At 51.3% G+C, this 19,150-nt stretch carries 29 protein-coding genes and 2 pseudogenes; 6 read left to right on the plus strand and 25 right to left on the minus strand.

From position 1 onward, the window contains the following. Positions 1-2: 2 nt before the first annotated feature. The 12 genes and pseudogenes from AACL30_RS05585 to AACL30_RS05640 form a co-directional block, all read right to left on the minus strand. Complete coding sequence (locus tag AACL30_RS05585) at positions 3-428, minus strand: hypothetical protein (protein ID WP_339057996.1); 426 nt, start codon at positions 426-428, stop codon at positions 3-5. After that, positions 421-540, minus strand: coding sequence for a GpE family phage tail protein (locus AACL30_RS05590; RefSeq protein WP_339058396.1), 120 nt, complete (start codon positions 538-540; stop codon positions 421-423). Before AACL30_RS05590 ends, AACL30_RS05585 begins: the two co-directional genes overlap by 8 nt. Before the next feature lie 14 nt (positions 541-554). Next, positions 555-905: a phage tail assembly protein gene (locus tag AACL30_RS05595; RefSeq protein ID WP_339057965.1), complete on the minus strand. Its 351-nt coding sequence runs from the start codon at positions 903-905 to the stop codon at positions 555-557. 103 nt (positions 906-1,008) lie between these two features. Beyond that, positions 1,009-1,524: a phage major tail tube protein gene (locus AACL30_RS05600; RefSeq protein WP_339057964.1), complete on the minus strand. Its 516-nt coding sequence runs from the start codon at positions 1,522-1,524 to the stop codon at positions 1,009-1,011. Positions 1,525-1,536: 12 nt separating this feature from the next. Further along, positions 1,537-2,706 (minus strand): phage tail sheath protein, encoded by a 1,170-nt coding sequence (locus AACL30_RS05605; RefSeq protein WP_339057963.1) that lies wholly within the window; start codon positions 2,704-2,706, stop codon positions 1,537-1,539. A gap of 90 nt (positions 2,707-2,796) precedes the next feature. Further along, entirely contained in the window at positions 2,797-2,919 is a 123-nt protein-coding gene (locus AACL30_RS05610) for a hypothetical protein (RefSeq protein WP_339057962.1), read from the minus strand. Between the two features lie 47 nt (positions 2,920-2,966). After that, entirely contained in the window at positions 2,967-3,593 is a 627-nt protein-coding gene (locus AACL30_RS05615) for a phage tail protein (RefSeq protein ID WP_339057961.1), read from the minus strand. Next, positions 3,590-5,020, minus strand: coding sequence for a phage tail protein (locus AACL30_RS05620; RefSeq protein WP_339057997.1), 1,431 nt, complete (start codon positions 5,018-5,020; stop codon positions 3,590-3,592). Before AACL30_RS05620 ends, AACL30_RS05615 begins: the two co-directional genes overlap by 4 nt. Next, positions 5,017-5,621, minus strand: a pseudogene (locus tag AACL30_RS05625) (phage tail protein I). Before AACL30_RS05625 ends, AACL30_RS05620 begins: the two are co-directional and overlap by 4 nt. Continuing rightward, positions 5,614-6,522 (minus strand): baseplate assembly protein, encoded by a 909-nt coding sequence (locus AACL30_RS05630; protein WP_339057998.1) that lies wholly within the window; start codon positions 6,520-6,522, stop codon positions 5,614-5,616. Before AACL30_RS05630 ends, AACL30_RS05625 begins: the two are co-directional and overlap by 8 nt. Next, positions 6,522-6,869 carry a GPW/gp25 family protein gene (locus AACL30_RS05635; RefSeq protein WP_339057999.1) on the minus strand — a complete coding sequence of 116 codons (348 nt, stop codon included), beginning with the start codon at positions 6,867-6,869 and terminating at the stop codon, positions 6,522-6,524. The genes AACL30_RS05630 and AACL30_RS05635 overlap by 1 nt, the downstream gene beginning before the upstream one ends. Further along, a complete protein-coding gene (locus AACL30_RS05640; protein WP_339058398.1) occupies positions 6,866-7,459 on the minus strand; it encodes a phage baseplate assembly protein V in 594 nt (197 codons plus the stop codon). The genes AACL30_RS05635 and AACL30_RS05640 overlap by 4 nt, the downstream gene beginning before the upstream one ends. A 175-nt stretch (positions 7,460-7,634) precedes the next feature. Here AACL30_RS05640 and AACL30_RS05645 point away from each other — a divergent pair, with 175 nt between their 5' ends. Both AACL30_RS05645 and AACL30_RS05650 read left to right on the plus strand, forming a co-directional pair. Further along, positions 7,635-7,922 (plus strand): BrnT family toxin, encoded by a 288-nt coding sequence (locus tag AACL30_RS05645; protein ID WP_176487125.1) that lies wholly within the window; start codon positions 7,635-7,637, stop codon positions 7,920-7,922. Then, positions 7,888-8,178 (plus strand): BrnA antitoxin family protein, encoded by a 291-nt coding sequence (locus tag AACL30_RS05650; protein ID WP_006707757.1) that lies wholly within the window; start codon positions 7,888-7,890, stop codon positions 8,176-8,178. The genes AACL30_RS05645 and AACL30_RS05650 overlap by 35 nt, the downstream gene beginning before the upstream one ends. Positions 8,179-8,197: 19 nt before the next feature. On the opposite strand, the gene AACL30_RS05655 is transcribed toward AACL30_RS05650, so the two are convergent. The 4 genes from AACL30_RS05655 to AACL30_RS05670 are packed head-to-tail and all read right to left on the minus strand — an operon-like array spanning position 8,198 to position 10,074. Continuing rightward, on the minus strand, positions 8,198-8,641 hold the full coding sequence (locus tag AACL30_RS05655) for a phage virion morphogenesis protein (protein WP_339058000.1): 444 nt from the start codon (positions 8,639-8,641) through the stop codon (positions 8,198-8,200). After that, complete coding sequence (locus AACL30_RS05660; protein ID WP_339058001.1) at positions 8,638-9,096, minus strand: phage tail protein; 459 nt, start codon at positions 9,094-9,096, stop codon at positions 8,638-8,640. Before AACL30_RS05660 ends, AACL30_RS05655 begins: the two co-directional genes overlap by 4 nt. A gap of 5 nt (positions 9,097-9,101) precedes the next feature. Beyond that, positions 9,102-9,518: a lysis protein gene (locus tag AACL30_RS05665; protein WP_339057952.1), complete on the minus strand. Its 417-nt coding sequence runs from the start codon at positions 9,516-9,518 to the stop codon at positions 9,102-9,104. Between the two features lie 37 nt (positions 9,519-9,555). Further along, entirely contained in the window at positions 9,556-10,074 is a 519-nt protein-coding gene (locus tag AACL30_RS05670) for a lysozyme (protein ID WP_339057951.1), read from the minus strand. On the opposite strand from AACL30_RS05670, the gene AACL30_RS05675 reads away from it, so the two are divergent. Then, entirely contained in the window at positions 10,073-10,201 is a 129-nt protein-coding gene (locus tag AACL30_RS05675; protein ID WP_339057950.1) for a hypothetical protein, read from the plus strand. The two genes, AACL30_RS05670 and AACL30_RS05675, sit on opposite strands and share 2 nt — an antisense overlap. Before the next feature lie 3 nt (positions 10,202-10,204). Here the strand turns inward: AACL30_RS05675 and AACL30_RS16425 are convergent. The 6 genes and pseudogenes from AACL30_RS16425 to AACL30_RS05700 all read right to left on the minus strand — a co-directional run. Next, a pseudogene (locus AACL30_RS16425) lies at positions 10,205-10,303 on the minus strand (alpha/beta hydrolase); the annotation flags it as partial. Between the two features lie 6 nt (positions 10,304-10,309). Next, complete coding sequence (locus AACL30_RS05680) at positions 10,310-10,513, minus strand: tail protein X (RefSeq protein WP_339057949.1); 204 nt, start codon at positions 10,511-10,513, stop codon at positions 10,310-10,312. Between the two features lie 36 nt (positions 10,514-10,549). Then, positions 10,550-11,029, minus strand: a complete 480-nt coding sequence (locus AACL30_RS05685) for a head completion/stabilization protein (RefSeq protein ID WP_339057948.1) — start codon at positions 11,027-11,029, stop codon at positions 10,550-10,552. Positions 11,030-11,214: 185 nt separating this feature from the next. Beyond that, on the minus strand, positions 11,215-11,922 hold the full coding sequence (gpM, locus tag AACL30_RS05690; RefSeq protein WP_339057947.1) for a phage terminase small subunit: 708 nt from the start codon (positions 11,920-11,922) through the stop codon (positions 11,215-11,217). A gap of 6 nt (positions 11,923-11,928) precedes the next feature. Then, on the minus strand, positions 11,929-12,984 hold the full coding sequence (locus AACL30_RS05695; RefSeq protein ID WP_339058002.1) for a phage major capsid protein, P2 family: 1,056 nt from the start codon (positions 12,982-12,984) through the stop codon (positions 11,929-11,931). A gap of 1 nt (position 12,985) precedes the next feature. Further along, complete coding sequence (locus AACL30_RS05700; RefSeq protein ID WP_339058003.1) at positions 12,986-13,801, minus strand: GPO family capsid scaffolding protein; 816 nt, start codon at positions 13,799-13,801, stop codon at positions 12,986-12,988. 292 nt (positions 13,802-14,093) lie between these two features. Between AACL30_RS05700 and AACL30_RS05705 the strand changes: the two genes are divergently transcribed. The 3 genes from AACL30_RS05705 to AACL30_RS05715 all read left to right on the plus strand — a co-directional run bounded on the left by AACL30_RS05705 (position 14,094) and on the right by AACL30_RS05715 (position 17,232). Then, on the plus strand, positions 14,094-15,860 hold the full coding sequence (locus AACL30_RS05705) for a terminase large subunit domain-containing protein (RefSeq protein ID WP_339058399.1): 1,767 nt from the start codon (positions 14,094-14,096) through the stop codon (positions 15,858-15,860). Further along, on the plus strand, positions 15,860-16,918 hold the full coding sequence (locus AACL30_RS05710; RefSeq protein WP_339058004.1) for a phage portal protein: 1,059 nt from the start codon (positions 15,860-15,862) through the stop codon (positions 16,916-16,918). Before AACL30_RS05705 ends, AACL30_RS05710 begins: the two co-directional genes overlap by 1 nt. Positions 16,919-17,025: 107 nt before the next feature. Beyond that, positions 17,026-17,232 carry a hypothetical protein gene (locus tag AACL30_RS05715; RefSeq protein WP_339058005.1) on the plus strand — a complete coding sequence of 69 codons (207 nt, stop codon included), beginning with the start codon at positions 17,026-17,028 and terminating at the stop codon, positions 17,230-17,232. 78 nt (positions 17,233-17,310) lie between these two features. Here AACL30_RS05715 and AACL30_RS05720 read toward each other — a convergent pair whose 3' ends face one another. The 3 genes from AACL30_RS05720 to AACL30_RS05730 form a co-directional block, all read right to left on the minus strand. After that, entirely contained in the window at positions 17,311-17,718 is a 408-nt protein-coding gene (locus AACL30_RS05720; protein ID WP_339058006.1) for a hypothetical protein, read from the minus strand. Between the two features lie 635 nt (positions 17,719-18,353). Next, positions 18,354-18,731 carry a MarR family transcriptional regulator gene (locus AACL30_RS05725; RefSeq protein ID WP_339058007.1) on the minus strand — a complete coding sequence of 126 codons (378 nt, stop codon included), beginning with the start codon at positions 18,729-18,731 and terminating at the stop codon, positions 18,354-18,356. Positions 18,732-18,733: 2 nt separating this feature from the next. Beyond that, entirely contained in the window at positions 18,734-19,099 is a 366-nt protein-coding gene (locus AACL30_RS05730) for a DUF6516 family protein (protein ID WP_339058008.1), read from the minus strand. Between the last annotated feature and the right edge of the window lie 51 nt (positions 19,100-19,150).

A 19,150-nucleotide genomic window follows, 5' to 3' on the forward strand; every position in this document is an offset into this window, starting at 1 on the left:
ATCTAAAGTAGCGTTGACACACTGTCTTTGGCCGATATCCCCATCCGGTACAGCTGGGCGCGGTAGTGTTGTAATTGGGCGGTTTCACGGCGTTGTTGTTGTTCTAGCTGACTGACCGCTTTCCATTGAGCTGCTAGCGCGTTGGTTTGTTTTTTCGTCGGTGCGGTGACCCCTGACATCGCTTGTGCCATCCGCTGGGCTTGTAGATGCGCACTGCCTAATTCAGTGGACACTTTTTTCAGCGTGCCTTGCAGTGATTGAAAGGCGGTGAGCTTGCCCCCGGCCGCATTCAGCCGTTTTAAGGCATCACGGGACGTTTTTACCGCCGTTGCCAGGTGATGATGGCTCGCCTGCATCCGTTTGAGCGGGCGGGTGACTTTGTCTACCGCACTCATCACCACCTGAAGTCGGAGCTGTTTATCACTCATCCCGTCTCTCCCGGCGCCGCAGCGCTTTTTCACGCCAATCCAGTAATTCCGTTAAAGTCATGTCGAGCATCACGGAGGGCGGCCAGTGAAACAACATCGCAATGTCGGCCATCAAGGATCCTACCGTTAATCCGGTTGGAAACTGGACAGCACCGACTTCGGTAACAAAAAATAAATCAGCTCGACACTGAGGCGATACAAATCGCCCGGATCCAAGGCCATGATGTCACTTTGAGTCAACGACGGCGTGGTCACCCGCGGAAGCACGATCATCAGGGCATCCACATCGGTTTCTAATAACGCTTGCAATTTTACCCCGCGTAAGGCACCGGCCAGCGGTTTGCGTACGCTGATGTCAGTAATTCGGGTATCCCCGTGAACGAGCGGGCTATCCAAGGTGACGCTGCGCGCGGTTTTGTTTTTTTCTTCACCGTCGATAATAACCGCGTTCGGTGATTTCGCTATCGATTTGCTCATGTTTTATTCCATTAATAGATAAGAATGCGATCAGGCTCGCAAATGACACTGTCATGCTATTGTAAGAAGGCATTGGCCTGGGAAGATCCGATAAAATAAGCGATCATAATCCAATGGCACGTCGATGTTCTTTGAGCACGTCGACGCCCTCCACGATTTCAATCATATTGAGGGTGTCAATTTCGATGATCACCTTGTGATTAAGGGTTAATTTGTAATAGGTATTTTTGGATGCAATTTTGGTTTGGGAGTTGTCGCCCTGTTTGTAATCGCCACTGTCAATTTCCTGATGACGCCCGCGTGTCACCACTTCAATCTGAGTGATGTCCCCGGTATCATCGCGTTGCAGAGAGCCGGCGAAGCGCAGTTGCACGCCGTCAATTTTGGCACAGCCCCATTGTCGATACACTTGGGCTTCGACGCCGCCCAGCGTCCATTCCATGTCTATCGCGCCTTCTTCCAGACCGAGATCAATTTTGGCGCTGCCGTTCATGCCGCCCCCGCGATAGGCTTCCAGTTGGCGTACCAGTTTGGGTAAGGTAATGGATTCGACGACACCTTGGTAATTATCGCCGTCGTTAAACAGGTTAAAATATTTAAGTTTGCGTGGTAATGCCATGCTCTTTTCTCCTTACGCGCCCTGTTGTGCCAAGTTGATAAGATAACGATCAGTAATACGTTGCCGCAATGTTAGATTTTCTAACGGCGGCACCGGCGTGTAATCGTAATCAATCACCAATCTGCCGGCTTTGAGGGCATCTTTGTCATTGACGCTGTCATCAAACCAGCAGTGGCCGTCGATAAGATACCCCGCCGATTTTAGCGCCCGAAAGGTGGCGCTGATGCCTTCGACCACATCCTTGATTAAGGAGGGGTGGATCGGTTTGCCCATCGCCCACAGATGAGCGTTCGCTAAGGTATCGGCCAGCACGTGCGCGGTGCGGGTGTAGTTTTCAAACTGAAACAGCGGATCATCGGAGCAGGTACGCGAGCCCCAAAAGCGGTAGCCGTCTTGGCGGATCAGCGTGGTAACGGCATGTTGATTCAATATATTGGCCTCGGTGGCGGGGTTTTGCAGATCCCAATAGACATCGGCTGAAATGCCGGTCACCCCGTTAACACCGACGTTGGAGAGGGTTTTATGCCAGCCGGTGTGTTGGTCAATTTTCGCGCGCAGACCGAGCGCCCGTGCGGTTGCCCAGGCGGTGTTTTCTGTCTTGGTCACCGTATCCCAGCTGAGAAAATCCGGCCAAATCAACATGGCTTCACGTTGATTAAAATTTTTGCGGTAGTTCAGTGCCTCATCGCTCGTTTTGCAGCCATAGGCACTGAGGTAAGCGAATGCGCGCAGGCTCTGCGCAATGGACAACAATTTCGTTGCTACGGCGGGGGTATCATGCCCCGGCACACCGAGAATACGCGGTTTGACGCCACATTGACCTTGGGCAGCGAGCAGGGCGGGCAGGCCGGTTTTGCGCCCCTCAGGGGTGGTGCCGCCAATGATATTGGTGGTGGTTTCGGCCTCACTTTCCCCTTGTGCCACCCGGACGACCACGGTAACCGGCTGAATTTGATCGCCAATGGCCTCGAGCGCACGGGCTAAGGTGCCGGTTTCACCCGCTTTGCCACTGGCCGTGAGCACATCGGTGAGCAGAACCGGGGTATTGAGTGGAAAGGCAGTGACATCGGCATCGTCAGCGGTGCAGACCATGCCTACAATGGCGGTGCTAACAGGGGTAATGGGGCGGGTGCCTTCGTTGATTTCTTGTACACTGACACCATGGTGATAAAGTGGCGGCATTGAGCGGATCTCCAGTTACGATTTCCGCTAGTGTGCCGGGTTTTGTCGCTGAGCGCAGGGGGTTCCGGGTGTGTGGAGCGTGGGACACTGTCATCTATACCCTTCGCCTTTCAAGTTACGGCTTTGTTGTCTGCGGGTGCTCACCGAATCACGTAGTATGTCTACGCTCATCGGTCTCACCCCCTGGCTGCCTTGCCGTAACTCGAAATTCATTGGGTATATCCGGCTTTTACTGACTTTGCTGCATCAGAAAAAAGTGATCACGCTACCGTAGCGTGAACAGGCGGCCAGGTCGGCACCACATAGCCGTTATTGACGGCTTCAATCAATAGCCAGTGCGGCAGGTCTGGAAGCGCAATCAACGGCCAGTTTGCTTGCGTTGGCCAGGCTTTATAGGCCGCGCGTACTGCCATTAACTCGCCCCGTTGTTCAGGCGTGAGGGGGCGATCTTCAATAGAGTAGTCAATCAGCGTCAGTCCATCAGTGGCGATGATAAAGGCATTGCGATAACGGCGCGCGGCGGCGGCCAGTTTATCCTTATCAAGAACCCAGCCGGTGCCGTTCCAGTGGTCAAAGGGGCTCGAGGGCTTTTGCAAGGTGATTTCTGCGTCTAATGCCCCTATCGCTGTCATCAAAAAGGCGTGGCCGGTTTTGATGTGATAAACCCTTTTCCCGCGATGATCGTCCACTTTTTTCCATTGCTCACCGTCAAATACCGCAACAACCCCCTCCATCAAAGGCGGTGGGGCATTTTCGGTGCAGTACTGGGGTAATCCGGTATGCGCCGGGATAAAAACTTCTTTTTGGCCGCAATATTCTCCGGTTTCTGCCGCGTAATGATACAGGCTAAGGAGGCGATCATGCTCTGAAAAAGAAAAGGGATTCATGCTAACCTCAGAATGTAGTTAAAGGCGATATTTTTTACGGTGGTTTCCGCGTTACCGTCACCCTTAATGTGAATGACATGGGAATGAGCACCGAGAGCAACCCTGTGGTTATGCGCGCCAATGCCGACAGTATGGTGATGTGCGCCAATACCCACCGTATGATGGTGTGCGCCAATGCCAACGGTATGACTGTGCGCCCCGGCTGAAGCCGATTGAGGCCAAGAAAACACCTCACTGGTATAGTCATCCCCTGAGGCATAGATATAGTTTCCCCTGTCCATATTGTGTCCCTGCGGAACACCGTGGGTATGGGCACCGGCGATGTTGGTTCCTTTGGTGCCATAATCAAAGTGGCTGGTTGTTTTTGTTCCGTAATCAAATGATGCGCTGGTTTTCGTGCCGTAATCGAACTGACTGACTGTTTTTGTCCCCAGATCAGTGCTAGCAACGCTAGCGTGGTGGCTATGGTGTTTATTGCCATCTTGTTCTTGCGACAAACTCTTACGACTGGCCGGTTTGCCTTTTATCGTCCAGCCACGCATATCCGGGATAACCCCGTTAGGATAGGCTTTCGCTAACAACGGGTAGTGCGCGGTATTGAAAGTTTGCCCGACCATCAAGGCGTAGCCGGGCGGTATCCACTCGAGTGGCCAAGGCATCGGCATCCCCACGGGAACCAGATTATTGCTGATCCCCAAATGGGTGAGAAAGTGGAGTTTATTAGGAATGTCTGCGCCATTGAGCGCTTTGGTCAGTTTAGTATTGGCGTTGTTATTGGCATCACGGGCTAATTGATAAGCGGTCTTGACTGCTTTGGGGGTCGCAGCGTGCGTTTCACTGTCGCTGTCGGTAGCACTGCTGAGAATAACAAACCCTTTTTCTTTTTTACTGGCATCGGGATGGTTGCGTGATTTTTCATGTACTGACAGTAAATTATCCACATAGGCTTTGACTTCAATCAGCTTATCATCCACATGGCGACGGGTCGCCACCACCACTGAAGGATCGATTTTGAGTGTGATGGCCGCCGTGCTACTGACAATCAGTACCATACGCAAGGTTTGTGTACGACCACTGCCTTGCTGAATTTGCGGTTTGTAGGTTTCGGGGCAATTGGCCAAGGCAATAAGCGTCCCGTCGTGGTCAAATAAGCCGATTTCTCGGATCCACCATCCCCCGTCGGCGGCGGGGATCACTTGTTCGGCAATCAGTTGATGGGGGTTAATGGGGTCGATGCTCAGCGAATTGAGCGCCGCGCGGCGGTGCTCATTGATAAGTTGGGTTTGACGCGGATCGGGTGTGGGTAAGCTCCCCCCACCGTCGCCGACCGCCATGTGTGTTATTTTTAACGGTATCCCCAATGCCGTCGCATTGGCCAGTTTGGCGGCGCCCTGATGGGTGATGACAGCATAAAATTTTTCGTTCATGAAGTGATACTCAGATAGTCAATTAAATGGACAGCGCCGCCGCGGTACGTGGTACCGGTCACGGTAAGGCGGGGAGGTAGGGATACACCGTGAGTTCATCCCCCTCATAGCAGGCGGCACCCACATAGGCGGAGCCCGAGGTAGCCAGCTGGATGGAGAGGCCAATCACGTGACGACTACACGGTTTGGCCTGATCAATCAGGCGTTCCAGTTCGATATACATGGCTTCGGTGATGCCGGTGTCAAGTACGCCGATATCCAGCCGAAATGTCCCAGGCGGGTCATTATTTTGCCACCACTCGATAACACGGATCAGGTAACCCAGCGGCTCCACCACGCGACGCAGCGCCGCAATGGTGCCTTTGTGTTTATGCACATAAAAGGCTGCCTTGACCACCGTCCGTTTGGTCTCCTCTGACCAGCTTTCATCCCAGCGATCCACTGACCACGCCCAGGCCAAGTAAGGCAGTAAGGCGACAGGGCAGCGGTCGGCATCCCACAAGGAGCGCAGGGGAACCGCCATATCACTCAAGCCCGCACAAGCTTGCGCCGCCGCGATTTCTACTGCCGAGGAGCCCGGCGGCAGTAAGCTGTTATTCATCACAACCGCCTAGGGTTAAGCGATAACTGCGGCAATAGGCGGCTTGCGTTTTATCCAAGATCACATCACGCAAGGGTGCCGCCAGAACTACCCGCTGTACCCCCTCAACATGCAGCGCCCCATAAATCGCCGACAAGCGGATATCACGCCCTAAACGCCGTTGGGCGTTGACGTAAGCCTTGAGTCGATTTTCAGCCGCCGCGCGGATCGGTTCAGCTTCGGGGGTAGGGTAGAGGGTCAATGTGGCGTCAATGCGGTAATCGATAATGGTGGCCGATTGGACGGTCAGGCGATCGGCCACCGGGCGGATATTTTCATCATTGAGTGCGGCGTTAACCCGGGCTAACAGGTCTGCGGACGCCGCACCGTTATTTTCTCGCGATAAGACCGTGAGGGTGACGCAAGCGGGTGAGGGGCTGATTGCTGAGGCATCGGCTACCCGACCATCCGCACTGCGGGCATGAAATTCGTAAGCACCGCGGGGGCCGGCTACGCTGAAGCCTTCAAAAGCTTGTTGAATACGGAGGCGAAAATCGCTATCACTTTCGGTGAGTGCGGCACGCGGCGGGATCGCGTCAGGTTTCGCCGCGTGCAGCGTCAAGCGTTTCACCTGGTAATTGGCACCCAGCTGATCCAAATCGGCGCCTTTGGCATAGGCTAACATTGTCGCCTGCGCGGCATCGTTAATCCGTTGACGTAACACTAATTCACGGTACGTGCTTTCTTGCAGCAGTTTGGTGATAGGCTCGGATTCATAGTTGAGCGTTCGGCTGAGCGCCGCCTGCTGCGGCGGGGGCGATAGGGCAATAAACGTTGCTTTACGCTGCTTGAAGAGCGTTTCAAAATCGAGTGGCTCCACGACCTGCGGTGCCGGCAGTAAGCTTAAATCCAGGCTGGGCATTATTGTCCTCCTATCGGCAATGAGAGCGTAAAAGGCACGCCGCTATCGCGTTGATGACCGCTGAGGTCGATTTGCATGTTGCCGTTGATAGCCGAGGTAAGGGTAATGGCGTTTAATGTGATGCGGTTTTCCCAGCGTAATAGGGCACTGTAAATCGCCGCCTTCATTTTAAGCTGGAGTGTGGGACTTTGCGGGTTGTCGATCAGGCGAGAGAGCAGCGATCCGTAATCCCGGCGCATCACACGGGAGCCGAGCGGGGTGATTAAAATGTCGTTGATCGATTGACGAAGATGTGCCCTGTCGCTGATCGCGTTGCCACTGTGGCGGTGCATGCCAAGATAAGTCATGTCGGTGCTCCCGTCTGATCCTTGCCCCCTTGCACCCCAGGGTGCTGATGGCGGTGCAAAGTGATACCGTTAGAGATCAAATTGCCGCCCCCGTGGGTGAGGTCGCCGCGGAGGGTGCCACCCCGGTTAACCTGCAGGGAATCGGTGATAAGCTGTTGGGTGCAGGTGACTACCGGGCTGTCCAGCGTGATCGAGGTGGCGGCGGTTATCGTTGCCGTTTTGATGCCAGTGACCGCTAAGTGACCCGTTTTAGGCTCATAATGACATTGCGCCCCGTCGGAGAAGCAGAGCAGGATCGCTGCTTCTGAGGCCGACGGTGCCGGATTGGCATCGGAAAAAATCGCCGGTAATACAAACGCTGTGGTCAATTCACCGCTGATACTGAGGATCAGCACTTGCTCGCCAATTGAGGGCGCTGACCACATTTTGATGTGACCCGCACGTGAGGTCAGCCAGTGTAGCCAATCGGTTTCTAACTCGCCTGTTTTTACCCGGCACCGGCCTTGTGTCGTATCGACTGCCGATACCGTGCCAATGCGGATCAAATTTGCCAGGCGGCGTTGATAGTCTGCGTGATTGAAGGTTTTCATGCCCTCAGTGTGCCGCCTATCGGGCGCGGGAGCATGTGAACAGCGTTGTGTGGGGAGTGGGACAGGAGGAGATATTTTTAGACTGAGATGTAAAGTCAAATACCCATAAATTTTATGCAAGATATCCGCAAATATTACTTGCTTTATGCTATTTATTGGGGGTACATTTAATTATATGGATATCTCTTACAGCCTGAGCAAAAATGAAAAAAATATTATTGAACGAGATTTATCGTTTGATATGGCACGTGACTTCGAAATTTCAAATGCATTGATAGTTGAGGATAAACGGAAAGAATATCCTGAACGTCGATTTCAAGCTCTGGGTTTCATTGGTGATCGGCTGTATATGTTAGTATTTACACCCCGTAACAGTAAGGTACACGTGATCAGCTTACGTAAAGCAAACTCACGGGAGATAAAAAGATATGAACAAAAGAATCAGCGAAGACATAATGAATGATAATCCTGAATGGAGTGATAAAGATTTCGCCCGCGCTCGCCCTGCTGCTGATGTTTTGACCGAACTTTTTGGCAAAGAAGGTGCGGCAAAAGTTATGCGGGCACGTGGCAGACCAAAATTACTGAATCCAAAAGAGCCGATCAAATTGCGGATTGATTCTGATATAATCAGTGCATATCGTGCTCAAGGTGACGGATGGCAAACACGAATGAATGAAGCACTACGTGATTATGCTAAGTCACACGGTATGATTTGATATCTGTTAGTGAAAAAGTCTACCCCACCAAATGCACCAACGCCATATCAGTGATCCTTTCAATATCCTTATCAGTCAACCCCAGTAGCGGACGGCGTTCATAACGTACGGTGACGCCGTTGCGCGCGACTTTATCTCGCAGGCCATAATGATGCACCCGTGCTACGGGTGTGACAGGGCGCGCAAAACGCACTGTGGCTTCATCGACGCTATTGTTATGCTTTAAAAAGCGGGCGGTGTGTAATTGGGTAAACATCTTGCGTTTAATGCGTCCGTGTTTATCACGGCGTTTTTGCTTGCGCGGTGCAAACGGGGTGCCATCGGGCGCCTGTTGTGCTTGGATACGCTGCTTTTGCCGCTGCCGTAATTGTTTGGCTATCTGGCGAGTGAAGGCTTTTCGGCGTGCCGGCGATAATTGTTTCAGCAGGTGAGCGAGCGCTTGGCTCAGTGGATCAGCGGTCATGGTGCCACTTTTTCTTTTTTGATAAAAAGTTCATAGTGAAGGTCAGTGGTATCCGGATCCGGCGGTTCATCCTTGTGGGTGACCTGTAACATCCCCTGTTGTTCTTTGACGATCACCCGTTCGGTCAGTTTGAGATTGATGCTGATATCACGCAGGCTGTGATTGATATGATCGGCTTCAAAGGTGAAGCCCTCAGCCCGTTTATCATGATGGGCCATACTGTCCGGCTGATGGCGGCGTAACCAGTGTAAAATCGGCACAAAGAGGGTATCGGCGTCGCCACTGTAATCGGTGATGATCAGATTGAGTGTGTATTGATATTCAAAGGACAAAGAGGCGGCCAGCGTGGAGACGATAGTCCCCCGGTCAATAAAAATATGCAGGCTATCGGGATTTTGTTTGAGATAAGGGACGGCGTCGGTGAGGGCTTGGCGCAGTGAATCGGGTTTTAACATGCGGGTTATCCTTCTGCCTTAAGACAGACTTGGCGGATATAGTCTTGTAATCCGGCTATTTGCTGCGTCGCGGTGTCGATACGCTCTCGGAGATGGAAATAATGTTTGATAGCGGTGTCGTTAAGTCGGGCGCGGGTGCCATCATCCAGGCCGGTGGGGGCAGTGGCCGGGGACAGGGGACAGGTGGCATTGAGCTGCACCCTACGCTGCTTATCATTAACATCACGTTCAAGCGCTGCCAGCTGCGTTTTGGCATGGGTTAATTCCTGGGTGTGTTGGTTATCAAGTGCGGTGAGCTGTTGGTGCTGCTTTTTTATTCCTTCCATGATGATCAGTGCGTTGTTACGCTCATCCGTTATTCTTTTGATGATATTTTCTTTTTTTGCTAACTCAAAGTGATAATACCCCGCAGCCAGACTCATCAGCAGAATGAGGCTCATCAGAATAAAACAACCTCGGTTAAACATCGCTCCCCCAACAGGTCAGCTCACTTTCCTGCGCACGTCTTATCACTTGACCGGCGCAGTTATGGGCACGGAGGCGACAATCTTTGCCGCCATCAAAAATCCAGCGTTTAATTTCTGCACAGGCGCCTTGATAGTCACCGGCATTGAGTTTGCGATAGAAAGTGGACGCCGTGCATTTACTCGCGCCGAGGTTATAGGGGCAAAACGAAGCAATCCCGGCTTTCTGCACGTCGGTTAAGGGCACCTTGATATGCTGTTCGACCCAGGCAATCGCTTTGTCCACTTCAAATTGGTTAATTTGCTCGCATTTTTCGCGACTGAGTTGCATCCCCGGCGTGACCGGCTGACCCTCCACCCGTGTCGCCCCGCGGCAGATTGTCCAAATATTTGCACTGTCTTGATAGGCTTGCAGCCGGTTGCCTTCTTTTTCTTGCAAGAATTGTGCGAGCAGGATCGCAGTACTGGCACCGGCAGCGATCAACGCATAGACTTTTTTACTGAGGTGGCGCATGCTGATCCCCGTGAGCTTGATGGGCATGTTCGGTCAGGTGTTGGCGCTGGAGGTCGTGCATTTCCTGTTGGCGTTGATCTTCGCGCCTTTTGTAGTAGCGGTTATTGAGGTAGGTGCCGATGCCTAACGCCAGACCAATCAGGGTCGCCCAGTCCTGTAACGTCCAGGCACCCAAACAGGTGAGTAGCCAGGCGGATAAATACGAAAGCCAGGCGGTGTGTCTGTCCATTGTGTGTTAATCCCACAGTTGTAGTCCTTGTTTGAGCGGAGCAGGGGGCGCCGAAGGCATCTCTACTGCGGTGCCGTGCGGTAAGATCACGCCGATGTCCGCAAGGCCCGGGTTGAGGGCGAAGACCTGTTCGGTGATGCCGTCGGTACGCCGGGTATAACGCCAGCACAGGGCGTCTACGGTGTCGTTTTGTTGGGCAAAAATTTTCATTCACGGTGAGCCCTTCTCGTGCTGTTGTTTACAAAGTTAAATCAATGCAATGGTGGCGCGGGGAAGCCCTTGCAGATCACGTATTGCCCAGGCGGCATCGCGGCGAAGGTGTTCAATGCGGGTTTCGAGCGCATCGGCGCGTTTATCGCCTGTTGCGGTGGCGTCAAAACTGCGAAATCGTTCTGTTACCGTGGCCTGTATCAGGCAATAGACGGCGCGGCGGTAAAGGTGAAGGCGGGCGTTTTCATCGTCCACCTGCTCGCCGGGAACCTCAACCAGGGCGGTATAGCCCGCCTGTTGTTGTTTTTTTTGCCATTGGGCGAGCCGATGATGCGTTTCATTGAGAGCAAATTGGGCGGCTTCCCGCAAACGTGCGGGGGTCAGCGTGCCGTCTTGGCGCATGGTATCCCGGTAATGCTGTAGATCGAGATCCGGCCAGAAGCCGTTATTTTTGATGTGCTGCGGTTTGTTGCGCGCCGCTTCATCCGTGATGGGATTGATTGCAATGCTAACCATCGTCCGTTCTCTCAATATATATGCCCAATGCGTTTCGAGTTACGGCAAGGCGGCAATCAATCGAATCCCAGGAGTGTACAGATAGTACATGACTGGGATAAGAGTGAGCTGCCAACGCCGCCGTAGCTTGAAAGGCGAAGGGGATAAGGGGCGGTGGACAGGCTCATTGATAGAAAAATAGCCTATCACTGGCCTGTGCCGCCCTCGCCGTGGGCGTTCGGGGGTACCGTCTGCGGTAATTTTTCTGTCTGAAGACACTTTTCTAGCTGTTTGATATCGGTTTTCACCCCACTGCGGGGATCTAGGGTGAGAGCCTGTTTTAAATGAAGACAGGCCTGTTGATAGTCCCCGTCTTGACGCAAGGCATAACCGAGCATTTTATGCAGTCGGGCGTTAACCTGATCGGGCATGTCTTGCCCACGTAAAAGGTGTTGCGCCCGTAACAAGGAGGCCGTATCCAGCGGGCGTTTTTCGAGCAGGGTTCGGCCTGCCACCGCCGCCACTTCTTCGGCGATTAAGCAGGCGGTGGAACGTTGGAAGCTGTCCGGAGGCACTAAATCATAGTGGATGGCGTAGTCAGCAATATCGAGAGCGCTGGCCAGATCGCCGATATCCAGTTGCCAAATCAGCATCCGCATCAGGATCGCATCTTGGGTGCCGCTGCCGCCGGCCAGTACCCCGGCGACCCACGGTAAATAGGTCGGCAGCAAGGTGCGTTTGACTTCCGCTTTGCGGCTGAGCGATTCAATGCTTTTTAACTGCAGTAAATCTTGCTGCAACTGAAATAATAATAAGTCGTAGGGGCTGGCAGGGTGCCCTGCCGCGATCTCACGCAATGGTATCGCTTGCTGGGCAGCCACAAACTGTTTATGACGACGTGCCGGGTTGCTCATGGCCTGTTACCCCTCGGCAGGCGGCGTAATATCACCTATCACGATATTTTCAATCAGTGCCGTGCAGCCGTAGTCTTCCACCACATAGGCTTCATTCACTGATTCAAAATTTTCCACCCGATCCCGTTTCGGGTTGTCAATCAGGGCGCGGCGGCGGGTGCCTTCTTGCCAGTAAATCGACAGGTTATCGAGACGGGTTATCAGCATGGCGTTAGCCGGGAAGAAAGGCGCCCGGACAGCGGGTAAACCCCCAAGGCGTTTTTGACTGATAATCATATCGGCCGCGAGGCTTTCGCTGTTGGCTTGGATCTGGTTGACAATCGTAAAATATTTATCGGCCAGCAAGGCGCGACCGCAGATCACCACCAGTTCGGTGTCATCCTGAAACCCGATTTCGATCAGTTCATCAACAGCATTCATCACCAGCGCATCCAGATTGGCAAAATCACCGCCTTGACCGATGCGGATGTGATTTGAGATCACGTGCCCGTCCGCATTGATGATTTTACTCATCACCTGGGTGGCGGCCTGTTCGCGGATATGTTGTAGCCAGCCGATATTGACATCCTGTAACAACGGATGTTGCGTTGGATTGGAGGTGGTTTCCCGTTTGATGCCGTTAAAGCCAATCATGATGCGATCCAGCGCTTGGCGTTTCACCAGGGCATCGCGGATTAACCGTTGAAAGTCAGGAAATTTTGCCCACATGTCCAGCTTTTGGTAGCTGAGCGCGGTATCAAAGTTGGTTTGTGTGCAGCGGTAAGGGTGATTGTCCAGGGTAGTGGGATCGGCGGGCGTGCGTTCTTTTTCGCCGGTATGGGTGGTACTGGCGATGGGACGTTCAATGCCTAAGCCTATTTTTTCGCCGGTTTGTTCATCGACCGGAAACAGGTTGATTTTTGACAGGAAAGCACTGCTTTCTTGTTGTTTGGCCTCTAAGCGTTGGGCAATCGACGGTTCTACAGTGAATTTTGTCGCGATATCCGCGGTGTTTTCCAGCGTATTGAGCGTCGCGACCTGCTGAAGATACTGGTTATAGTGGTAGCGGGTGTTTTTTTTCATGTTAGCAATCCGTCAAGTGAGGGGTATCGGCACCGGTGGTGAGGGGGCGAAGGGGGGCACTGCGATCCGCGTTAAGTAATTGCTGGTTGAGTGCCGTTAAGCTTTGCTGAGTTGTCCCCTGCTGCGTTTGTAATGCCGTGATTGTGCTTTTTAGCGCGGTCACGTCAGCCCATTTTTCAGTGAGCTGTTGCTGCTGCTCTGCTATCAGGGTAATGGTCTGATGGATATCGGTGAAACGGGCGTCATCGCTGCGGTTTTTTTTGCCAAACAGCGCCTTGACGGTGTTAAACAGCGCCGGTTTGGCGGCGTCTTCAAAGGTTAAGCTGATTTCTTCCGCAGCAGTAAAAACGGCCTCGGGTTGGCTTTTGCGGGAGGCTAACGGGTGGGAGGGACTGTTAGCACAAAAGGTGAGCATTTCTGCGCCCAAGGAGGCCGGGTTATCGGTAAAAGCGATACCGGTGAGGTAGGCTTTACCGGTGTCAGCAAACTCGGGTACGTATTCAATGCTGGCGTACACCTTTTGCCGGGTTTCCCGCAGCTTAACCAGTTCCTCGGTAGCGTCGATCTGCACCAATAGCGCCATTTTTCCTTTCAGCCGCCCCTCACTAATTTCTTCATATTTTGTTGCTACGATGTCGCCATAGGCGCGAAAAGGACTATCCGGTAACAAGCTGTTAATGTGTTCCAGATTGGCGCGGGCGCCGCGGTAAGACGGGTTGTAGCTTTCGGCCATGTCGATAATGTGTTGCCGTAAAATGCGGCGACCGTCACTGGTAGCGCCCTCGACGGCGGCGCGGAAAAAGCGGGATGTGGCCATTTTTGTTGGCTCCGGTTAACAATAATGCGATCTAGCATGGCAACCCGGCCGCTGGCAAACAATCGGTAGCGGTTGTCTTAGTGCTCACACAGGGTGTGGCGAGAGAGGGCGGGGCGTTTGCACGGTAGCCTTAGCGGATTAACACTCTCTTAATACCCACAGTCTTTGAAGTTGCCGCTAGGCGGCCAGGGCGTGAGACTCGATGAGCGTAGACTACTACGTGATTCGGGCGAACGCTCGCAGCCAACAACGCGGCGGCTTCAAGGGCGAAGGGTATACAGGCTATTTTTGCATGGACAATCTTACCCTCCTCCCCGATCCGCTCGATCCGCGCAGGCAAGCGATGTATTGGTATTGGCAGGGACACAGCGTGGCGGGGATCGCCCAACGGTTGGGGATCAAGTCTGCCACATTACACAGTTGGAAGCGTCGTGATAAGTGGGATCAGTATGGTGCGTTGGAGAAAATGCAGCTGACCACCGCGGCGCGCTATTGTCAATTGGTGGCGCTTGAAGCCAAGAGTGGCCGTGATTTTAAAGAGTTGGATGCCTTGGGGCGACAGGCCGAACGGCAGGCGCGGATCGGCAAATACCATCAGAGCGGTAATGAAGCGGATCTTAATCCCAACCGTTCTCATCTCAACCGAAGAAAGCGCCCACCGCCGGTAAAAAACGGGTTTTCAGACGAGCAGATCAGCCAGCTAGAAAGCGTATTTCAGGCCTCACTGTTTGCCTATCAGCGCCGTTGGTATCAGGCCGGGTTAGATGATCGCTTTCGCATTCGTAATCTGCTGAAATCACGGCAAATCGGTGCCACCTTTTATTTTGCCCGCGAAGCCCTGCTCGATGCGCTGCGCACCGGGCGTAATCAGATGTTTATTTCTGCCTCGAAGGCGCAAGCACATCAATTTAAACATTATATTGTTGATTTTGCCGCCACCGTGGGTGTCGAGCTGCGCGGGGATCCGATCAGCTTGCCCAATGGGGCTGAACTGCATTTTTTAGGCACCAATACCAATACCGCGCAGGGGCGTTCCGGTAATCTGTATGTGGATGAATATTTTTGGATCCCCGGCTTTCAAAAGCTCCGCCGCGCCGCCTCGGGCATGGCGTCACAAAAACAGTACCGGCAAACCTATTTTTCTACCCCGTCCAGCGTCAATCATGAAGCCTACCCATTTTGGCGGGGCACGCTGTTTCATCACGGCCGCGCGAAACAGCAACGCCTTGAAGTGGATGTCAGTTATCCGCATTTGGCCGCGGGAGCACTCTGTGCTGACGGGCAGTACAAGCAGATTGTCACGCTGGAGGATGCGCTGGCCGGCGGGTGTGATCGCTTTGATATCACTCAGTTGCGGCGTGAGAACAGTGAGGACGATTTTGCCAATCTGTTTCTCTGTCAGTTTATTGATGATGCGCAATCGGTGTTTCCGATGAAAGAAATGCAGCGTTGTATGGTCGACAGTGGGGAGCAGTGGCCGGATGTGAAATTACTGGCCAGGCGGCCTTATGGGCATCAATCGGTGTGGATCGGTTACGATCCGGCCAGTACCGGCGATGCCTCGGGCTGTGCGGTGATCGCCCCGCCAACGGTGGCCGGCGGTAAATTTCGTGTATTAGAGCGCTTTCAATGGCACGGTATGGATTTTGCTCAGCAGGCGCGGCAGATCCAAACGCTGACGGAGCGCTATCAGGTCAGCTATATCGGCATTGATGATACTGGCCTGGGGCGATCCGTGACCCAGCTGGTAAGGCAATTTTTTCCCGCGGTGCAAGCGATCCATTATACCGTCGAGATGAAAACCGATCTGATTTATAAGGCCAAGGATGTGATTACCTCAGGTCGGTTGGAATTTGATGCGAGCCAAATTGCTATCGCTAAAGCCTTTATGTCGATCCGCAAAACGCTGACGCCCCGCAGTCAACGTGCCACCTATGTGACTAACCGTGCTGAGGGCACCAGTCATGGCGATGTCGCCTGGGCGATTATGCACGCGCTGTTTAATGAGCCACTGGCGGGGATCACCGCCAATAACCGCAGTTTTATGGAGATATTTTAATGCGTCCTGTTTCATGTCACCCCTTCAATAGAAAAAAGAGACACCCTATCGCCACCCAGCCCATGAAGCAAACGACGCCGCCGCGGGTAGAAGCCTTTACCTTTGGCGATCCGATCCCGATGCTCGATCAACGCGATATGTTGGATTATCTGGAATGTGCCGTAGTTGAACAGTGGTATGAGCCGCCGGTGTCATTTCAGGGGCTGGCGAAATCTTTTCGCGCCGCGGTGCATCACAGCTCACCGATTTACATGAAACGCAATCTGTTAGTCAGCCTGTTTCAACCGCATCGCTATTTATCCAAACAGGATTTTAGCCGCTATGCGCTGGATTTTCTGGTGTTTGCTAATGCCTTTTTAGAGGTGCGTACCAACCGCTTGGGTGGGGTGCTCAAACTGGCGCCCAGTCCCGCCAAATATACCCGTTGTGGCGTGGAGCCCGGTACCCATTGGTATGTGCAATCCTGGGCAGATCCGCATCGCTTTACCGCACATAGCGTGTTTCATCTGCTCGACCCTGATATTAATCAGGAAATCTACGGCGTGCCCGATTATTTGGCGGCACTCAATTCCAGCTGGCTGAATGAGGCGGCGACGCTGTTTCGGCGCAAATATTATCTTAATGGCAGTCATGCCGGCTTTATTTTGTACATGAACGATGCGGCGCATCAACAAGAAGACATTGATCGCTTGCGGCAAGCGATGAAAGACGCCAAAGGACCCGGGAATTTTCGTAATTTGTTTATGTATGCGCCGGGTGGGAAAAAAGACGGGTTACAGTTGATTCCCTTGGCAGAAGTGGCGGCCAAAGATGAATTTATTAACATTAAAAATGTGACGCGCGATGATCAACTCGCGGCACAGCGGGTACCGCCTCAACTGATGGGCATTTTACCGCACAATACCGGCGGCTTTGGTGATATCGAAAAAGCAGCACGGGTGTTTGCCATCAATGAATTAGCACCCCTGCAAGAGCGGCTGAGTGAAATCAATGCCTGGCTGGGTGAAGAGGTGATCCGCTTTAAGCCGTATGAATTAGTGGAAAATGCCTCAATGTAAAGGGTGCATGACTAGACTGCATCAATCTGCAAGCATTTTTGCGGCAACCATTGCCGTTAAAACCGCGGCTATCAACGATTTTAACCCCGATAAAAGGGTGCAACAATATGCATACATTAGCCAAAGCGCGGGGGCGTGGCGGGGAGCGCACGCTTGAGGTTCTGAATGAGGTTTTTTATCCGCTCCTGGCAGCCTCTCCACAAAAATACATCAGTTACCCTCTGAATCATCTTCCGGAGAGTCGTTACAACGTTGAATTTATTAATTCCCGCGCCGTCGATCTTGCTATTGACTCGTTAAAAAACGTCACTTAATTACTCTTCAATTAAAGTGACAATATAAAAACCTAAAAATTAATTAACTGATTGAGCAAAAATAATTTCATAACGAGATTAGCCAAAAATCAGATAATTACAAGCTCTCCTAACAACGGGAGTAACCTTGTCTCGCAATGGACCCAATGTTACAAAATCTGCAACAACTGATGCTGCTTGAAACCCTACTACAACAGCACAGGGAACCACTAAAAAATCAACAGATCTATGACGATCATTGTCTAAATTAAGATATGTAACAGCTCCCACCAAAGTAAACGGGACTGTAGGTAAGCCAAGTGCTAATGTAATTCCTCCCTTCACCAATTTCACTGCTACAAGAGTAGCCTCAAATGTAAGACTTAATCCAAGCCCTAATCCACATTTACCCACGCTAACCACTGCTTTAGTTAAAGCGCAGCATACATTCCCTACGCTTTTGATATGTTTTACAAATCCTGTAGGCTTTTCGCATACAGGATTCATACCAATGTCATAACCCTTTAGCGATATTACTTCTGCGGCTACCATATTACACCATATAATTCATTATTTAATTTGTAATATATTATATGTTAATAAATATTAACTAAGCATAAACAATACCTTTAATGTATATAAAATAAGAGTTATACAAACAAAAGTTAATAGATAAAGGGTAGAATTTAATATACTGATAACACAGTAGATTTGATCAAGGAATTTATTGATTATTTTAAGATTATCAGCGGAAGGCAAAAAACATTATGTTTGGCGAAACTCCCTCCCCACAAAAATGCATCAGATAAATCAGAATAATTATACGTTGACGAATTTTGTTGATCATATACAAGACATGAGTCACGATGTGATTAACGCTATTTGTGAAAAGACCAGGTAACGGGAAGCGCTGTGTGGGCGCAAGTAAGGGGTGATATGGTGCCATCTCCAGACGGCTATATTGTGTTCGATGACACGGTATTGGACAAAAATTTTTCGCAGCAGATTAAGTGGGTGCGACGTCAATACAGTGCTAACATTTATTTGAACCATCGGACAGTCGGACTGCTCGACAAATTCGATGATTTAACTGGTGTCTGTCAGGTTAAATTTGAGCTACTACAGTTTTTTAGAGTTTCCATTTACGCAGCAAAAAAACGAGCATTCATTTGCTGATCAACAATGATTTCAAAATCAGTAAACAATGCTTTAGGCTTTACTGAGCGCCCTGTTTTCTCAAAGTCAACAAAACCATGGCTATTTAGTGTTTTTAAGGTAGTTGATAAATTACTAATGTGGCGTCCTGACAGTGCGGCGAGTTCGCTGATCGTTTCTGGTTTTTGTTTATCCATGAGTCTGAGCAATGCAATATTTTCGTTACTCAAAACCTGAGCCAACGCGATCATAGAAGTAAACCATACTTTAGGCTCACATTCTTGTGGTTGGTATTCGCCTTTTGCAATTGATAATACCCGCTTACGGATGATTTCTTCTGGCATAACACCAATCAATGCTTTCATGTTTAACCTCGAGTTTCTCTTGTGTTTATTATTTCGTCAATTTTGGTGAAAAAATCTTCAATCAATTGAAATTCAGAACAAAATGTATAGGGGTATCCTTTATCCGAAGGAGTTCTATGTTGATGGTCATAAACAACACGCCCCACATATTTTCCTTTTTTCGGTAATTTAATCGCATGGGCGTTATCTATACCGAAGACACGTGTGTTGTATTTATCGTGTAGTGTCAAGCTATAACGGATCCCGTGTGGAATAAATGGTGTTTTCTTAACCATCCACGCTTCAATTTTCCACCAATAGCCATCATCACGATTAACCCTTGTACCATGAAGGCTTAAGAGATAATCCAATCCGTTATCGATATCCATCCTGAGCCACCTTTATTAAGTTATGACCTAATCATAACTATTAAATAGCTT

It is taken from the genome of Candidatus Regiella endosymbiont of Tuberolachnus salignus, assembly GCF_964020115.1.
GTDB classification, from domain to species: domain Bacteria; phylum Pseudomonadota; class Gammaproteobacteria; order Enterobacterales; family Enterobacteriaceae; genus Regiella; species Regiella insecticola.

Bases quoted from the DNA above. Each gene is read 5' to 3' on its own strand.
- AACL30_RS05650 (WP_006707757.1), top strand. From the start codon at position 7,888: ATGAACAAAAGAATCAGCGAAGACATAATGAATGATAATCCTGAATGG.
- AACL30_RS05630 (WP_339057998.1), bottom strand. From the start codon at position 6,522: ATGCCCAGCCTGGATTTAAGCTTACTGCCGGCACCGCAGGTCGTGGAG.
- AACL30_RS05620 (WP_339057997.1), bottom strand. From the start codon at position 5,020: ATGAACGAAAAATTTTATGCTGTCATCACCCATCAGGGCGCCGCCAAA.
- gpM (WP_339057947.1), bottom strand. From the start codon at position 11,922: ATGAGCAACCCGGCACGTCGTCATAAACAGTTTGTGGCTGCCCAGCAA.
- AACL30_RS05590 (WP_339058396.1), bottom strand. From the start codon at position 540: ATGGCCGACATTGCGATGTTGTTTCACTGGCCGCCCTCCGTGATGCTC.
- AACL30_RS05700 (WP_339058003.1), bottom strand. From the start codon at position 13,801: ATGGCCACATCCCGCTTTTTCCGCGCCGCCGTCGAGGGCGCTACCAGT.
- AACL30_RS05695 (WP_339058002.1), bottom strand. From the start codon at position 12,984: ATGAAAAAAAACACCCGCTACCACTATAACCAGTATCTTCAGCAGGTC.
- AACL30_RS05670 (WP_339057951.1), bottom strand. From the start codon at position 10,074: ATGCGCCACCTCAGTAAAAAAGTCTATGCGTTGATCGCTGCCGGTGCC.
- AACL30_RS05710 (WP_339058004.1), top strand. From the start codon at position 15,860: ATGCGTCCTGTTTCATGTCACCCCTTCAATAGAAAAAAGAGACACCCT.
- AACL30_RS05605 (WP_339057963.1), bottom strand. From the start codon at position 2,706: ATGCCGCCACTTTATCACCATGGTGTCAGTGTACAAGAAATCAACGAA.
- AACL30_RS05680 (WP_339057949.1), bottom strand. From the start codon at position 10,513: ATGAAAATTTTTGCCCAACAAAACGACACCGTAGACGCCCTGTGCTGG.
- AACL30_RS05675 (WP_339057950.1), top strand. From the start codon at position 10,073: ATGCTGATCCCCGTGAGCTTGATGGGCATGTTCGGTCAGGTGTTGGCG.
- AACL30_RS05685 (WP_339057948.1), bottom strand. From the start codon at position 11,029: ATGGTTAGCATTGCAATCAATCCCATCACGGATGAAGCGGCGCGCAAC.
- AACL30_RS05715 (WP_339058005.1), top strand. From the start codon at position 17,026: ATGCATACATTAGCCAAAGCGCGGGGGCGTGGCGGGGAGCGCACGCTT.
- AACL30_RS05705 (WP_339058399.1), top strand. From the start codon at position 14,094: ATGGACAATCTTACCCTCCTCCCCGATCCGCTCGATCCGCGCAGGCAA.
- AACL30_RS05665 (WP_339057952.1), bottom strand. From the start codon at position 9,518: ATGAGTCTGGCTGCGGGGTATTATCACTTTGAGTTAGCAAAAAAAGAA.
- AACL30_RS05730 (WP_339058008.1), bottom strand. From the start codon at position 19,099: ATGGATATCGATAACGGATTGGATTATCTCTTAAGCCTTCATGGTACA.
- AACL30_RS05595 (WP_339057965.1), bottom strand. From the start codon at position 905: ATGAGCAAATCGATAGCGAAATCACCGAACGCGGTTATTATCGACGGT.
- AACL30_RS05660 (WP_339058001.1), bottom strand. From the start codon at position 9,096: ATGTTAAAACCCGATTCACTGCGCCAAGCCCTCACCGACGCCGTCCCT.
- AACL30_RS05635 (WP_339057999.1), bottom strand. From the start codon at position 6,869: ATGACTTATCTTGGCATGCACCGCCACAGTGGCAACGCGATCAGCGAC.
- AACL30_RS05645 (WP_176487125.1), top strand. From the start codon at position 7,635: ATGGATATCTCTTACAGCCTGAGCAAAAATGAAAAAAATATTATTGAA.
- AACL30_RS05585 (WP_339057996.1), bottom strand. From the start codon at position 428: ATGAGTGATAAACAGCTCCGACTTCAGGTGGTGATGAGTGCGGTAGAC.
- AACL30_RS05600 (WP_339057964.1), bottom strand. From the start codon at position 1,524: ATGGCATTACCACGCAAACTTAAATATTTTAACCTGTTTAACGACGGC.
- AACL30_RS05610 (WP_339057962.1), bottom strand. From the start codon at position 2,919: ATGAATTTCGAGTTACGGCAAGGCAGCCAGGGGGTGAGACCGATGAGC.
- AACL30_RS05615 (WP_339057961.1), bottom strand. From the start codon at position 3,593: ATGAATCCCTTTTCTTTTTCAGAGCATGATCGCCTCCTTAGCCTGTAT.
- AACL30_RS05640 (WP_339058398.1), bottom strand. From the start codon at position 7,459: ATGAAAACCTTCAATCACGCAGACTATCAACGCCGCCTGGCAAATTTG.
- AACL30_RS05720 (WP_339058006.1), bottom strand. From the start codon at position 17,718: ATGAATCCTGTATGCGAAAAGCCTACAGGATTTGTAAAACATATCAAA.
- AACL30_RS05725 (WP_339058007.1), bottom strand. From the start codon at position 18,731: ATGAAAGCATTGATTGGTGTTATGCCAGAAGAAATCATCCGTAAGCGG.
- AACL30_RS05655 (WP_339058000.1), bottom strand. From the start codon at position 8,641: ATGACCGCTGATCCACTGAGCCAAGCGCTCGCTCACCTGCTGAAACAA.